Raw genomic sequence first — 14,578 nt, forward strand, 5'->3', positions numbered from 1 at the left:
ATTACTTTACAACCATAAGAGGGTTTAGGGAATTTGTAAAATTGCGCCTTTTCCATCAAACCATCGTTCTTCCAGATTATCCCCCGCTTTGCCTTTGGCACTCTGGCGATCAACAATCAGAAAGTCCTGTGTTGGCTCAAGCACAAGTAAGGGGTGGTGCCAGACATTTTTTGCGTACTGTACACCTTGGCTGCCCGTTGCAAGGAAGGCGCGACAAGAAGCCGGGGTTGGATTTTCGGCGTCTGAGACAACTATTAACCAGGGCGCAGGCTGCATCGGCACAAAAGCCTGACTGCCAAGAGGGTGGCGTTCCAGCATTGATATCGCAATCGGCAGGGGTCTCGGCGTGCCCCGGAAGATAGAGAGGATGGCCTCTCCCCCCTCGTCCGTCACATCGGCCTGAGCCAGATCATGAAAACGACGGGTCGTGCCCTCATTGATCAGATAGCTCTTTTCATGATCGGCCTCAATGACCTGACCAAAAGCGGCGAAGGCCTTAGCGGTCAGTGGTTCAGGGCGAAGAGTAACAATTTCAGACGACATCACGAGATCACTTTTCAAAATACAAACAGCCTAGTAAAAACAGTCAGCTACGCCCCTTGATAGGGATGAGTTTTGATCCAGTGGTTGGCAATATCAATCCGGCGCGCGCACCAGACGTTGTCATGAGACTGGATATAATCGACAAACTTCTTTAACCCCGCAAAACGCCCTGGACGACCAATCAGACGGCAATGCAGGCCCACAGACATCATTTTGGGGGCCTCCGCACCCTCTTCATAGAGCGTATCAAAGGCATCCTTGAGATAGGTAAAAAAGTGATCCCCGGTATTAAAGCCTTGCGCCGATGCAAAACGCATGTCGTTGGTATCCAGCGTATAAGGCACCACCAGATGCGGCTTATCGACCTGGTTTGACCAGAACGGCAGATCATCGGAATAATCATCCGCATCATACACAAAACCACCCTCGTTCGCTACGAGCTGACGGGTATTTTCCGAGGTTCGACCGGTGTACCAACCCAGAGGGCGCGTGCCTGTGATCTCTTTTTGGATTTCAATGGCCAGTTCCATGTGTTCCCGCTCTTGCGCGCGCGACATACCGTGGTAGTTGATCCAGCGATATCCATGGCTACAGATCTCATGACCATCTTTCATGGCCGCTTCAATCACCGCAGGATTACGCTCCATGGCCATGGCAACAGCAAACAGTGTTATGGGGATCTCGCGCTCTTTAAACAGTTTAAGAATACGCCACACCCCTGCACGCGCGCCATATTCATAGATTGATTCCATGGACATATGCCGGGCGTTTTCAAAGGCCGCTGCACCGATGATCTCGGACAAAAAAGTCTCTGAGGCCGGATCACCGTGGAGAGTACAGTTCTCACCGCCCTCTTCATAATTGAGGACAAACTGTACCGCGACCCGGGCTTTATTGGGCCAAGTAACTTTGGGTGCATTTTCCCCATATCCGATGAGATCACGCGGATAACTTTTGTCTCTCGTCATTGAACGCGGTCCTCCAAGCGGAAACGGATAATCTTGGCAATTTGTGCCAGTGCAGTCTGAAACTCAACCTCGCGATCATTATTCAGGCGTTTTTCAAAAGCATCAAGGATCATAAACTTGGTGGCTCCCTTTACCGCAAAAATAAAGGGAAAGCCAAAGCGTGTGAGATAACGGTTATTCAAATCCGTAAAGCGGGCAAACTCTTCAGCACTGAGTTGGTCCAAGCCAACACCCGCTTGTTCGCTTTTGGAATCTTCCGTTAGCTCCCCAGATAACGCTGCTTTCCCGGCTAAATCCGGATGGGCGCGGATTAAGGCCAGCTGTGCCTCATGTTCCGCCGTTTGCATAACGTGCGCAAAAACGTCAATCATGACCTCCCGGCTTGGGAAAGGACGGACAAGACCCGCCCCTTCCGCCACCCAGGGAGAATGCTCTGCGATATCACCAAAAACATCTGCAAAAGTTGCGGTGTCCATGGTGTTTACCGCGTCGAGTGAATAGTTTTGTGTCATCAATAAGTACCTTAAACCATTCGACTTTACTGTTGCGCGATCCAGGCACCAAGCGTGGTACGTTCCGCATCGGTCATGCCCGTTTCATTGCCAAGTGGCATAGCATCAGTGTCAACAGACTGGGCCTTGATTCGGTCCATATAGCGTTTGATATCTGCAATGGTTTCAAACTCAAGTCCCTGTGGTGCTTCATCAACCATGTCGCTTGTCGGTGACGCCGCATGACAACTCGTACAGTGCTTTTGCATCAAGCCTAACACAGCCGTGTCAGAAACTTTACCATCGCCATAATCGCGGGCAACAGGCGCCGTCATAATCATGGCTGCTATCAAACCAACAGCCGCGAGCGGAAGCGTCCAGGCATATTGTTTGAACACATCGCCCGCCTCGTGCCTGTTGAGGAGGTGGCGTACAGAAGCACCAATAACCAGGATCAGAGCAACCAAAATCCAGCTATGAGGGTGATTGGTTAACATCGGATAGTGATTGCTCACCATCATCAACAACACAGGGATAGTCAGATAGTTGTTATGGACTGAGCGTTGCTTGCCAATCTGACCATAACGCGCATCGGGTTCCTCTCCGCGCATCAGTGCAGCAGCCACCTTTTTCTGATTTGGAATAATAATCCCGAAGACATTAACCGCCATGATCGTACCGACAAAAGCACCGACATGTATCAAGGCTCCACGACCAGAGAAAACGTGGGTAAAGATATAACTCGCGCCCAAAATCAGGATGAAAAGACAAATCGCCAGCAGTCCGGTATTTTTACCAATAGGAGAGCGACAAATCCCGTCATAGATCAACCAACCGCCAACGAGGCTGGCGACAGAGATCGAGATTGCCTGCCACGGCTCCAGCGCCATTACGCCCGGGTCGATCAAATAAGAATTCGCGTTGTAGTAATATTGCACCACAAGCAAGGCAAACCCCGTCACCCAAGTGAGATAGGCTTCCCATTTAAACCAGACCAGGTCATCAGGAAGTTTTTTTGGGGCTACCAGATATTTCTCAACATTGTAAAACCCACCGCCATGCACCTGCCACGAAGATCCATAAACGTCTTTGTCCAGACCTTCACGTTTGCGCAGGGAAAGGTCGAGGCCGATGAAATAAAAGGACGTCCCAATCCAACCAACACCCGCAATCATGTGTGCCCAACGGATAAGCAAATTCAGCCAATCTACGGCAAATGATTCCATAAAATTCATCCTTCCTGATCGTATTTCGCGGTTTATTTTTCGCGATTTTGGTCGGGCGTTATGACACCCGTAATTTCAATTACACCCGAAATATTTTCCGAATGTCTGAGCAATCAAACCGCTTTGTTGGCGAGGTCAATTGCGATATTCCTGTGCCGCTGTAACAACGGTTGCATGTCCAAACGGGTAATTTTTCCCTCACTTACCAATAGCTCACCACCGACAACGGTATAGTTTGCATTGGCCGGGGTGCAGAGCATTAACCCGGCAACAGGGTCGAGTTCAGCACCTGAATGATGTAAGGGATCGAGCTTAAAAGCAGCAAAGTCAGCCTGATAGCCCGGTGCCAAGATACCAATGTCAGATCTGTTGAGAACCTTTGCTCCGCCAACGGTCGCAATTTCAATTGCTTCACGGATCTTCATACCGCGCGCGCCAAGTTTAACGCGCTGTAGCAACATGGCCTGACGCGCTTCTGCCAACAGATGTCCACTGTCGTTGGACGCTGACCCATCAACACCGAGACCGACCTTTACCCCCGCGTCATACATTTCCCGAACGGGCGCAATGCCTGACCCCAAGCGCATGTTGGAACAAGGACAGTGTGCAACCCCCGTTCCGGTGCGGGCAAAGAGGGAAATCTCGTCCGGGTTTAGCTGCACGCAGTGGGCATGCCAGACATCATCCCCAACCCAACCAAGTTCTTCGGCATATTGGCCGGGGGTCAGACCAAACTTTTCCTGACTGTAAAGAACGTCTTCGACGTTTTCTGCCAAATGGGTATGCAGGCCAACGCCCATGGAACGGGCAAGGATTGCAGACTCCCGCATCAAATCACGGGATACGGAGAATGGAGAACACGGGGCCAAGGCGATGCGAAGGCGCGAGCCCTCGGAAGCATCGTGATAGGTTTCAATCAGCCGTTGGCTGTCTTTTAAAATGTCGTCTTCTTTTTCAACGAGGCTATCGGGCGGTAAACCGCCATCGCTCTCGCCAAAGGACATCGATCCGCGGGTGGCGTGGAACCGAATACCCATTTCCATGGCACCTTCGATGGAATCATCCAAACGGCTGCCATTGGGGAACAAATAAAGGTGATCACTGGTAGTGGTGCAGCCGGATAACAGAAGTTCGGCGATCCCCACCTGAGCTGAGACTTTAATTGCCTCCGGCGTCAGGTGCGACCAAACCGGGTAAAGCGACTTGAGCCAGGGAAAAAGTGGTTCATCTTGCGCAAAGGTGCGCGTAAGCGACTGATAGAGATGGTGATGAGTATTCACCAAGCCAGGAAGAACGATATGATCCCTCAAATCCAAAACGGTATCAGCATCTTGCGGCAGATCGTTTATTGATCCCACCGCCTTGATGACACCATCCACAGCATAAAGAGCGCCTTCTTTAAGCTCTCTCCGGTTCTCGTCCATTGTGACAAGAACCCGTGCATTTTTGATTAGTAGAGTTTTCATATCGTTCTTTAAGTCCAGTAACTTAAGTTTTTTCAGGAGCTTCTTTTGGTATTATCAGGTTCAACACAACTGCCAAGAAAGCAGCAGGCGCCAAACCTGATTTGAGAAGGAGTTGCGCCATTTCCGGGAAAGCCTTAACTGATTCAGGAACAGCTTGTATACCCAAACCAACCCCCAAAGATACAGCAATGATAACCATGTCACGGCGAGACAATGCTGTCATGGATAAGAGCTTGAGCCCCGCGCCCGCAATCATACCAAACATGATAATAGAAGCACCGCCAAGAACCGCGTTTGGCATCACAGAAATAACAGCCCCAAGTTTCGGGAACAGACCAGCAATGATAAGGAATACAGCACCACAGGTTACCACATGGCGGCTCATAACGCCTGTCAAAGCAACAAGGCCTACATTTTGGCTATAAGATGTATTTGGCATTGCCCCGAAAAAAGCACCAACCGCAGTCCCCAGACCATCGGCCATTGTACCACCTGCAATTTCTTTATCCGTTGCCTCACGCCCTGCACCACCTGTTGTAATACCAGAGATATCACCAACAGTTTCAATCGCACTAACCACTGACATAAGCAGCATGCCCGCAACTGCTGCGGTATTGATCTCAAAGCCATATTGAAGAAGCGATGGCAGAGCGAACCAACCCGCGGAAGCAACACGGCCAAAATCAACCATACCCATTGGTATAGCAACGAGATAACCAACGACAAGGCCAACAAGAATAGCAGAGGCCGAAAGGAAACCCTTGGTCATGAATTTTACAATAAGGATGACGACAATAACCAAGAAAGCCAAACCAAGATGATGCCAGGCACCAAAGTCAGGAACTGGCCCTGCTCCACCAGCAGCATATTTAATGCCAATGGGGATTAAGGCCAAACCAATGGACAACACCACAATTCCTGTGACCAATGGCGGTAGTATGCCCCGGAATTTGCCGATAAAAGTTCCAAGGAAAAAATGGAATACCCCCCCAATAGCAGCAGAGGCAAAGAGAGCCCCTAATCCAGCTGTTTTCACGATTGGGATCATGATCGGAATAAAGGCAAAACTTGTCCCCTGAACGATAGGAAGACGCGCGCCAACTGGCCCAAAGCCGATAGTCTGGATAAGGGTAGCAATCCCAGCCACAAACATGGCGGTCTGGATAAGGAAGATCTTATCTCCACCAGAAAGGCCTGCAACACCCGCAATAATAATTGGAACAGTCACATTACCTGCAAACATGGCAAGTACGTGTTGTATGCCTAGCGGAATGGCTTCTTTTAAAGGTGGGCAGTAATTGGGATCTTTCAGGGTTTCTGCGTCGACCATAGCCCCCCCGTTGCCCGTTGCTTGGGATACTTTACTCATTTCAGGTTCCCCCTGTTGTTTTATACAGACCGGATATTATTGTTTGTCCCGGCTTTGCTGAGTGCTGTGCCATGTGCACAACCATGTAGGGGGATTGATTGTTTCATCATTAGCTCCCCCGATACGTCGAATAACCATAAGGCGATAGCAACAAGGGAACGTGATAATGCTGATCCGTTTCGGCAATACCAAAGCGGATCACGATAACATCCAAAAAGGCAGGTTCAGGAAGTTCCTGCCCTAAACCTCTTAGATAGTCACCAGCATGAAAATGAAGCTCATAGTTTCCTTTTAAAAAACTATCTTTTTCGAGAATTGGACCATCAACGCGTCCATCTTCATTTGTAATTACATCCCTAATCGGGGCCATCTCTCCAACGCGGAACAGTTCAATACGCAATCCCGCCGCCGCAGTACCTGAAGCTGTATCAAGCACATGTGTTGTTAAACACCCCATACTACTCACCCTGAATCAATACGATTATTGTTTTTATTATTTTTTTTGTGTGAGGCAGTATGTCGCAGTCAATCTGATCACAAAAGAAGTCTTTCTAGATCATTGTGATGCCTTTTTGAGATCAATTATTTGATACGTATTCTTTAAGAGCCGTTTCAGCGTGCTCTGCAAAGATAGACGGCGCCAAAGACAGTTGCCGCGTCGCATTGGTCAAAACCACCAGACGATCAGGGGGAATGTCCGTATCTGTGAGTTCTATATGTGCAAGAAGACCCGATTTTCTTTCCGCCTCAATCCCAAGAATGGTTTGAAAGGTTACGTGTTCACCATTTCTAGCAATGTTGCGCATAAACCGTAGGGAGTTCGCTTTAATAAAGGATTTGGGTTTACTTTTAAGTCGTTCTAAAGGAACAGCAATAATTTTTGCCAGTGATAAATTTCCAGCGGGCAATGCAAGGGGATATTTCAAACAATCAGAAAAAGAGCAACTCTTGCGCTTGGCGAGAGGATGGTTCGGCGCAACCACAGCTCCGACTTTTAGCTCCCACTTCACAATTTCTCTCAGGGTTTCATGATCGGGCGGATTGAACGTAAAGCCAATATGCGCTTCCGCAGACGAAATCATCCTGCTAACTTTTTCGGAACTGGTAATCGTTACTTCAAGCGTAACACCCGGATATAGTTCGAGAAAGCTTTGGCTTAGACCCGGCAAAACCGCATCGGCTACAGATTCAACAGATGCAATCCTCACAACACCTTGGCGCAGGCCACGCAGATCATCTATCTGCTCGGTAACCGCTTCGAAATCAGCCAGCACGTGTTTAGCGTGTTTGAGCAATAACTCCCCGGCTTGAGAAATTCGTAAGCCTCTACCAACGCGTTCAAAAACTTGAATGCCAAACTCTTCCTCAAGCCCAAGTATCTGTCTGTTAACTGCTGATGACGCAATATTCAGCTGCCGCGCAGCCTCACGGATAGATCCGTGTTCGGCAACGGCAACAAAATACCGTAATGCTGGTGAATATAAAGTATGAGCGCGCTCAACCTTCAATGAACTACCCTTTACAAAAGTCAGGCAAAGACATCTTCGTTAGGCGGTTCCTTACTTGGCTTTATGATAAGTATCAGAAAACAAATAAAATAAACAATAGGAATGACAGAAATATAAGCTATCTTTTTACTCATCTCAGCGTCTCTCGCCCGTCGAACAACTCTCTGGTAAAAGGGATAAGACATAGCAAGTATGAATATGCCAATGGCAGGATCGGCTATTTCAGTAAATCCTGTGAGATCCCCAAGGGTCTCTATAAAAAAAGCGCCTCCAAAATATGCGATGATCCAATAAAGAAATACTAGTCTTGTGATTCGTTTTTCACTTTTCTCAAAAATTACTGCTAGCAAAGGTAAGCCAAATATTATGAAAAGTACCACTAATACAATTAACCAATGAAAAATCGAAAATGTACCCATAACCCCCCCTCTAAATCACTTACTTAAAACATAAATATGATGAGATATCATAACGAATATCACACCTATACGGCAATTTATAAGTTATTCATTAAACCCTCAAAGCCAGACATAAGGTTTGAAAAGATTTCTTTTTCTTATAGCCTAAGAAGAAAATAGCTCAATCATAACTAATCGACTTTCTAAAACCGGGTAAACAATAATGCGCATAGATGATGCCTTTGTCTCTACGGCTTTTCGCTACTTTGCTGCCACCGCTGAAGCGGGCTCTATTCGTGCGGCTGCCCGAGAACTCAACATAGCGTCATCGGCAGTAAACCGACAAATACTCATGCTGGAAGAAGCCTTAGGAATGCAATTGTTTGAGCGCACAGGTCGGACAATGTTACTTACAGAATCAGGGCAAGTGCTTTTGACTCAAACCAAAGTATCTCTTCAAGATTACGAAGATGCTCTAGGTGTCATAGACGAACTCAAAGGCTTGCAGCGTGGTCGAGTGAGAATAGCAACAGCTGAATCCGTCTCAGTAAACTTACTCCCAAAAATTCTCGCTGATTTTTCAGAAAAATACCCTTCCATAGAAATTTTACTGACTGTAACCGTCGCGGATTCAGTTACTGAAATGGTCCATTCTAGAGAAGCAGACCTTGGTTTTACTTATAACCCAACTACTCTGGACGGACTTGATATCGGGTTTGAAGAAAGTATTGAAGTCGGTGCTATCGTTTCCTCGACACACCCATTGGCAAAAAAGAAAAACGTTGATCTCAAAGAATGCTTTCAACACCCTTACGCCTACCCAGCAAGAGGACTCAGTTTGAGGTTGGCTCTCGATACCGCGATAGACGGCTTTTCCAACGATAGCTCCATTAATACTTCATCACCCACCAGTAAACCAATCCTTGAAGCCAACTCACTCAGAGTTATGGCTGCGATGGCTCAGGAAGGGCGCTGCGTCGCCTTTCAAACCCGTGTTGGCATTGAACATCATCTCAAATCGGGAGCTTTGACATTCCTCCCCCTAACAGACAAAAGCCTTCCCATGGACAGATTAATGCTTATCAGGCAATCCGCCCGCACCCCTTCCCCTGCGACACAAATGTTTGAAAGTCATGTCGTGGAATATCTAAAAACACATCCGATCAACTGATGCCTTTATTAGATCTCAGATATCTAAACATTGTTCTTTTTAGATCATAAAGTTCCTGCCATACTAAAAAAAATCAAATAATAATAATAACGGTTCACGCCGATAGTGCTCTCTTGATAAAGCAAAGATTAATAAGAGGTACTGGCGTTTACCCACGTTTGGGAGTTACGCTCGTATGGGGCGATTAACAACACATGTTTTGGATACAGCAAGCGGTGTGCCTGCCAAGGGTTTAACTATTGAGCTCTGGCAGTTCGACGGGGACAGTTGTACGTTTATAAAATCAGTTACAACTAACGACGATGGTCGGGTTGACGGCCCTATACTTGATGAAGATGATTTTGCGATCGGCAAGTATGAGTTACGGTTTATGGCTGGGGAGTACCTTAAAAAACAAGCACACGATCTTCCCGATCCTTTGTTTCTTGATATCATTCCCATTCGTTTTGGCATTGCTGATATATCCGCGCATTATCACGTCCCCTTACTCTTATCGCCGTTTGGCTATTCAACTTACCGCGGGAGCTAACTAAAAATGCGTAAAAGCATAAAATTTGTGCGAGACGGTAAGGCTGTTGAACTCACCAATGTTGCCCCTAATGAAACCTTGCTTGATTACCTTCGCCTACGCGAAGGATCCTGTGGCACGAAAGAGGGCTGTGGTGAAGGTGATTGTGGTGCCTGTACAGTCGCTGTCGGCAGTATCAAAGACGGTCAGTTGAAATACCAAGCGGTCAACAGTTGTATTCAACTCCTTGGTATGTTGGATGGAAAAGAAATCATCACCGTTGATGATTTATCAAAAGGCCAGAATGGCATGCACCCGGTTCAAGATGCCATGCTCAAACACCACGGTTCTCAATGCGGGTTTTGTACGCCCGGTATCGTGATGTCTCTCTTCACACTTTATCACACAGAAAAAGTAGCCGACAGAAATTCGATTAATAATCAACTTGCGGGTAATTTGTGTCGTTGTACTGGTTACCGTCCCATTATTGACGCTGCCCTTGAAAGCTGTACAGGCAATGCTGAGGATAGGTTTGCTGAAAGTGCTGCAACAACGACGGCTCTTCTTAAAAAACTTGATGATGGTAAAGATCTATTTGTTGGCGACGAGGAACGCTTCTTTGCGGCGCCAGCATCGATTAGCTCACTTGCTGCGTTATACGAAACACATCCCGATGCCGTGATCGTTGCAGGTGCTACAGACGTTGGTCTTTGGATAACAAAGCAGCTTCGGGATCTTCCCAAAATCATCCACCTTGGTCGCGCCAAAGAGCTGGACCTCATCCAGAATACGAGCAACGAAATCATCATTGGCGCAAGTGCTACTTATGCTCAGGCTTCGGACAGTTTGTCCTCTATTGATCCAGACATCGCAGAGATTATCAGACGTATTGGCTCCACCCAAGTTCGCGCTTCAGGCACAATTGGTGGCAATATCGCTAATGGTTCTCCCATTGGAGACAGCCCTCCTCTTATGATCGCCCTCGACGCAAAATTGGCCTTGCAAAAAGGGGATAAAACTCGGGAAATCAATATCGAAGATTTCTTTGTCGATTATGGCAAACAAGATAGAACAGCAGGCGAGTTTGTACGTCACGTTCGCGTCCCAAAACTTGCCTCCAACCAAACCTTGCGCAGTTATAAAATTTCAAAACGATTTGATCAGGATATTTCTGCACTTCTCGCAGCCTTCAGACTAACCCATGAAAATGGTGTTATCAAAGAAGCTCGCATTGCCTTTGGTGGCATGGCAGCAACGCCGAAACGCGCAACAAAGACCGAGAAAGCACTGGTTGGTCTCAATTTGAACAACCCAGAAGGGTGGCAACAGGCAAGCCAGACACTTGAGCAAGACTTTAAACCAATGTCAGACATGCGCGCCTCTGCTCAATACCGTATGGATGCTGCAAAAGGCCTTGTAATCAAGGCACTTCATGAAACAGCAGGTACCCCAACAACCAGCACCCGTGTTATCGGTATTAGGGAGGCAATGTAATCATGTTGCATAAATCGCCTGATATTCAATTGGTGACGCGCACCGTTGGTAAGTCCAGTAAACACGATAGCGCTGAACGTCATATAAAAGGTAATGCGCTCTATATTGACGATATACGCGAACCCAAAGGAACATTACATCTCGCGCCAGGTTACGCACAGGCAACCAGCGGTAAAATCAAATCCATTGACCTGACAGCGGTAAAATCAGCACCCGGTGTAGTCGCCGTACTAACAGCAGAAGACATTCCCGGCATCAATGACTGTAGTCCGGCCATGGGTGATGACATGATCCTGGCGGATGGGTATATCCTTTTTCACGGTCAGGTCATATTTGCGGTTGCGGCGGAAAGTCATCTCGAGGCCCGCAAAGCAGCAAGGCTTGCCAAGATTGAGATTGAAGAAACCAAACCCATGGTTACGGTTGAAGACGGCATTGAACAAGATGCATCTGTCCTCCCCCCATATGAGTTCCTTCGCGGCACTCCAAAAGATACCATAGACAAAGCCACACACTCTCTCTCCGACAGCTTCCGTATTGGTGGGCAGGAACATTTCTATCTCGAAGGTCAGGTCTCTATGGCGATCCCCGGAGATGAAGGTGAAATGCTGGTTCATTCCTCAACCCAGCATCCTACAGAAATTCAGCATACAGTAGCAAAGATGCTTGGTGTGAGTGATGCATCGGTTGTCTGCGAGTGCCGCCGAATGGGTGGCGCTTTTGGTGGCAAAGAATCTCAAGCTGCGCAATGGTCCGCTCTGGCAGCATTGGCCGCGCATGTAACCAGACGCCCAGCCAAAATGCGTCTCGACCGCGATGACGATATGATCATGACCGGAAAACGCCATGACCAACGCTGTGACTGGCAGGCTGGCTTTGATGATCAGGGCAAACTACTTGCCGTTGATGTCGAATTTCAATCCCGTTGCGGTTGCTCTGCGGATCTATCCCTTGGGGTCAATGATCGCACCATGTTCCACGCGGATAATTCTTACTTTTATCCTGAAGCACGGATATTCTCGCGGCGTGTTAAAACCAATACCGTTTCCAACACAGCCTTCCGTGGTTTTGGCGGCCCTCAAGGAATGGTTTTTTCCGAGCGCATGATGGATAGCATTGCCATCAAACTCGGTATGGACCCACTGGATGTTCGCAAAGTGAATTTCTACGGGGAAGACGGCCGTGACATTACACCTTTTGGAATGAAGGTAGAAGATAATATTCTTGACGAATTGGTTGGTGAACTTGAAGAGACAAGTGATTATCGTAAACGCCGTGAGGCCTTAACCGTATTCAATAGAACCAGCCCTTTTCTCAAAAAAGGCTTGGCGCTCAACCCCATTAAATTTGGTATTTCCTTTACTCTCAAACATCTCAACCAAGCTGGTGCGCTGGTTCATGTCTATACCGATGGTTCCGTTCAGGTAAACCATGGCGGGACAGAAATGGGGCAAGGTCTTTACACCAAAGTAGCACAAGTCGTCGCCGAAGAGTTCGGTATTGATCTCGACCATGTCAAAATCACGGCGACAAAAACAGACAAGGTTCCAAACACCGCCCCAACGGCTGCGTCTTCGGGTTCTGACATGAACGGCATGGCGGCGAAATATGCAGCAGGAACGATCAAAGACCGCCTCATAGAACTTGCGGCTACTTTGTACCAAGTCGACAAGAAGGCTGTTTCTTTTGCCAATAACAAAGTTCATATCGGCGATCAGGCAATCCCTTTCTCAGAATTAACCCAACAGGCATTTTTGAACCGCGTATCATTATCTTCAACAGGTTATTATGCCACGCCCAACATTACCTGGGACCGCGAAACCAAAGACGGTCGTCCTTTCTTGTATTTTGCTTACGGAGCCTGTTGTGCCGAGGTTACCATCGATACTCTGACCGGGGAGATGACCGTTGATCGCATTGATATCCTTCATGACGTTGGAAAGTCGCTCAACCCTGCGATTGATATTGGCCAAATCGAAGGCGGTTTTGTTCAAGGTATGGGTTGGTTGACCACTGAAGAACTCGTCTATGATGATCAAGGTCGCCTCAGAACACACGCCCCCTCGACTTATAAAATCCCAACAGCTTCGGATATACCTGAAGACTTCCGTGTAAATCTCTGGAACTCCACAGGAAACCGGGAAGAAACCATTTACAGGTCCAAGGCCGTTGGCGAACCCCCTGTTATGCTGGCCACGGCTGTGACCTCAGCGATTACCAACGCTATTGCAAGTCTAAAACCCGGAACCATGCCACAAATTGATACCCCGGCGACCCCGGAAAATATCCTGCGTTCCGTCAAACAAATGCAGGCAGGATAAATATTATGAAAACCTGGTCCCTCATTGCTAAACATCTGCAAGAAAACAGCTGTTGCGCCTTGGTGACTATGGTTGAGGTGTTGGGTTCTGCCCCGCGCGAAGCTGGTACACGTATGGTCATTCGCCCCGACGGCGGTTTCCACGGCACCATTGGCGGCGGCACGCTTGAATGGCGCGTTCTCGCCGATGCTCAAAAACTGATGCGTAACAGCCACGCTCAACTGAGTTGGAAAAAGTACGCCCTCGGGCCAGAGCTAGGCCAATGTTGTGGTGGTGTTGTAAAGTTATTGATCGAGGTATTTGAAAAATCTCAACTTCCTGAGATTAAACTCCTGGCAGAGCAGGAAAATCTGGGCCCCTTTTCCACTATTGGACATGTTGCAGAAAACAAAATTCATCGAGAAATAAATCCGGAAACATCAACAGATCTAACCCATCTATGCCTCTCATCAGACGGTAATTTATACGAAAGTTACGGTCAGAAAAAACGTAGTGTTTATCTCTTTGGTGCCGGACACGTTGGTCGGGCGATGATGTTGAGCATGGCAAGTCTGGACTTTGATTTGACGTGGATTGATTCTCGCGAAAATGCGCTGCCCTCGATGGTTCCTGGAAACGTGGCCAAGGTCTTTACGCCCTCACCGGTCAGCACATTAAATTCCGCACCCGATGAAGCTTTTGTCGTTATTTTGACCCACAGTCATTCCCTCGATCTCGACCTGGTAAACGCCGCACTTTCCGAGGATCGTTTCGGCTATGTTGGGGTTATTGGTTCAACGACTAAAAAAGCCCGGTTCCGCAATCGATTAAGAGACGCAGGTCTTGAAAAAAATACAATCGACAAACTGGTATGCCCCATTGGGATTGAGGGGATCAATTCAAAACATCCTGCCGCTATTGCAGCGTCGGTCATAGCAGAGCTTTTAGTGAAAGACGAAGAGCTGGCTTTAAAACAGCAGTACCCGCAACTGAAGATAGCCCGAGAAAACTGACGAAAACGAGCCAAACTGCATCTATTTTAACAAATGAGTTTGATCAAGAATTTGGCAAAGAGTTTAAGAAATAACGCGAGATAATCGAGAAAAGTGAATAAATACTAGTAAGTTAAAAACCAG

The 14,578-nt window shown here is 47.6% G+C and carries 14 protein-coding genes; 5 read left to right on the forward strand and 9 right to left on the reverse strand.

Annotated features, from left to right (window positions below; all coding sequences use genetic code 11):
- Positions 1-24: 24 nt before the first annotated feature.
- The 9 genes from ACFSKO_RS07305 to ACFSKO_RS07345 form a co-directional block, all read right to left on the reverse strand.
- Complete coding sequence (locus ACFSKO_RS07305; protein WP_380249990.1) at positions 25-543, reverse strand: ureidoglycolate lyase; 519 nt, start codon at positions 541-543, stop codon at positions 25-27.
- A 47-nt stretch (positions 544-590) separates the two neighbouring features.
- Positions 591-1,511, reverse strand: coding sequence for an allantoinase PuuE (puuE, locus tag ACFSKO_RS07310; protein WP_380249992.1), 921 nt, complete (start codon positions 1,509-1,511; stop codon positions 591-593).
- Entirely contained in the window at positions 1,508-2,023 is a 516-nt protein-coding gene (gene uraD, locus ACFSKO_RS07315) for a 2-oxo-4-hydroxy-4-carboxy-5-ureidoimidazoline decarboxylase (RefSeq protein WP_380249994.1), read from the reverse strand. The genes puuE and uraD overlap by 4 nt, the downstream gene beginning before the upstream one ends.
- 26 nt (positions 2,024-2,049) lie before the next feature.
- Positions 2,050-3,228, reverse strand: coding sequence for a urate hydroxylase PuuD (locus tag ACFSKO_RS07320; protein ID WP_380249996.1), 1,179 nt, complete (start codon positions 3,226-3,228; stop codon positions 2,050-2,052).
- 113 nt (positions 3,229-3,341) lie between these two features.
- Positions 3,342-4,694, reverse strand: a complete 1,353-nt coding sequence (locus ACFSKO_RS07325; protein ID WP_380249998.1) for an 8-oxoguanine deaminase — start codon at positions 4,692-4,694, stop codon at positions 3,342-3,344.
- A gap of 22 nt (positions 4,695-4,716) precedes the next feature.
- Positions 4,717-6,063, reverse strand: a complete 1,347-nt coding sequence (locus ACFSKO_RS07330) for a uracil-xanthine permease family protein (RefSeq protein ID WP_380250000.1) — start codon at positions 6,061-6,063, stop codon at positions 4,717-4,719.
- Between the two features lie 109 nt (positions 6,064-6,172).
- Positions 6,173-6,520, reverse strand: a complete 348-nt coding sequence (gene uraH / locus ACFSKO_RS07335; protein ID WP_380250002.1) for a hydroxyisourate hydrolase — start codon at positions 6,518-6,520, stop codon at positions 6,173-6,175.
- A 121-nt stretch (positions 6,521-6,641) separates the two neighbouring features.
- Positions 6,642-7,571, reverse strand: coding sequence for a LysR family transcriptional regulator (locus tag ACFSKO_RS07340; RefSeq protein ID WP_380250004.1), 930 nt, complete (start codon positions 7,569-7,571; stop codon positions 6,642-6,644).
- A 20-nt stretch (positions 7,572-7,591) separates the two neighbouring features.
- A complete protein-coding gene (locus tag ACFSKO_RS07345; protein ID WP_380250006.1) occupies positions 7,592-7,990 on the reverse strand; it encodes a DUF805 domain-containing protein in 399 nt (132 codons plus the stop codon).
- Between the two features lie 202 nt (positions 7,991-8,192).
- Between ACFSKO_RS07345 and ACFSKO_RS07350 the strand changes: the two genes are divergently transcribed.
- The 5 genes from ACFSKO_RS07350 to xdhC all read left to right on the forward strand — a co-directional run bounded on the left by ACFSKO_RS07350 (position 8,193) and on the right by xdhC (position 14,455).
- Positions 8,193-9,140 (forward strand): LysR family transcriptional regulator, encoded by a 948-nt coding sequence (locus ACFSKO_RS07350; RefSeq protein WP_380250008.1) that lies wholly within the window; start codon positions 8,193-8,195, stop codon positions 9,138-9,140.
- 175 nt (positions 9,141-9,315) lie between these two features.
- Positions 9,316-9,669: a hydroxyisourate hydrolase gene (gene uraH / locus ACFSKO_RS07355; RefSeq protein WP_380250010.1), complete on the forward strand. Its 354-nt coding sequence runs from the start codon at positions 9,316-9,318 to the stop codon at positions 9,667-9,669.
- Between the two features lie 6 nt (positions 9,670-9,675).
- On the forward strand, positions 9,676-11,142 hold the full coding sequence (gene xdhA / locus ACFSKO_RS07360; RefSeq protein WP_380250012.1) for a xanthine dehydrogenase small subunit: 1,467 nt from the start codon (positions 9,676-9,678) through the stop codon (positions 11,140-11,142).
- 2 nt (positions 11,143-11,144) lie between these two features.
- Positions 11,145-13,463: a xanthine dehydrogenase molybdopterin binding subunit gene (xdhB, locus tag ACFSKO_RS07365; RefSeq protein ID WP_380250014.1), complete on the forward strand. Its 2,319-nt coding sequence runs from the start codon at positions 11,145-11,147 to the stop codon at positions 13,461-13,463.
- Between the two features lie 5 nt (positions 13,464-13,468).
- Positions 13,469-14,455 (forward strand): xanthine dehydrogenase accessory protein XdhC, encoded by a 987-nt coding sequence (gene xdhC, locus ACFSKO_RS07370; protein WP_380250016.1) that lies wholly within the window; start codon positions 13,469-13,471, stop codon positions 14,453-14,455.
- Positions 14,456-14,578: the final 123 nt, after the last annotated feature.

This window comes from Kiloniella antarctica, assembly GCF_042682825.1.
GTDB classification, from domain to species: domain Bacteria; phylum Pseudomonadota; class Alphaproteobacteria; order Kiloniellales; family Kiloniellaceae; genus Kiloniella; species Kiloniella antarctica.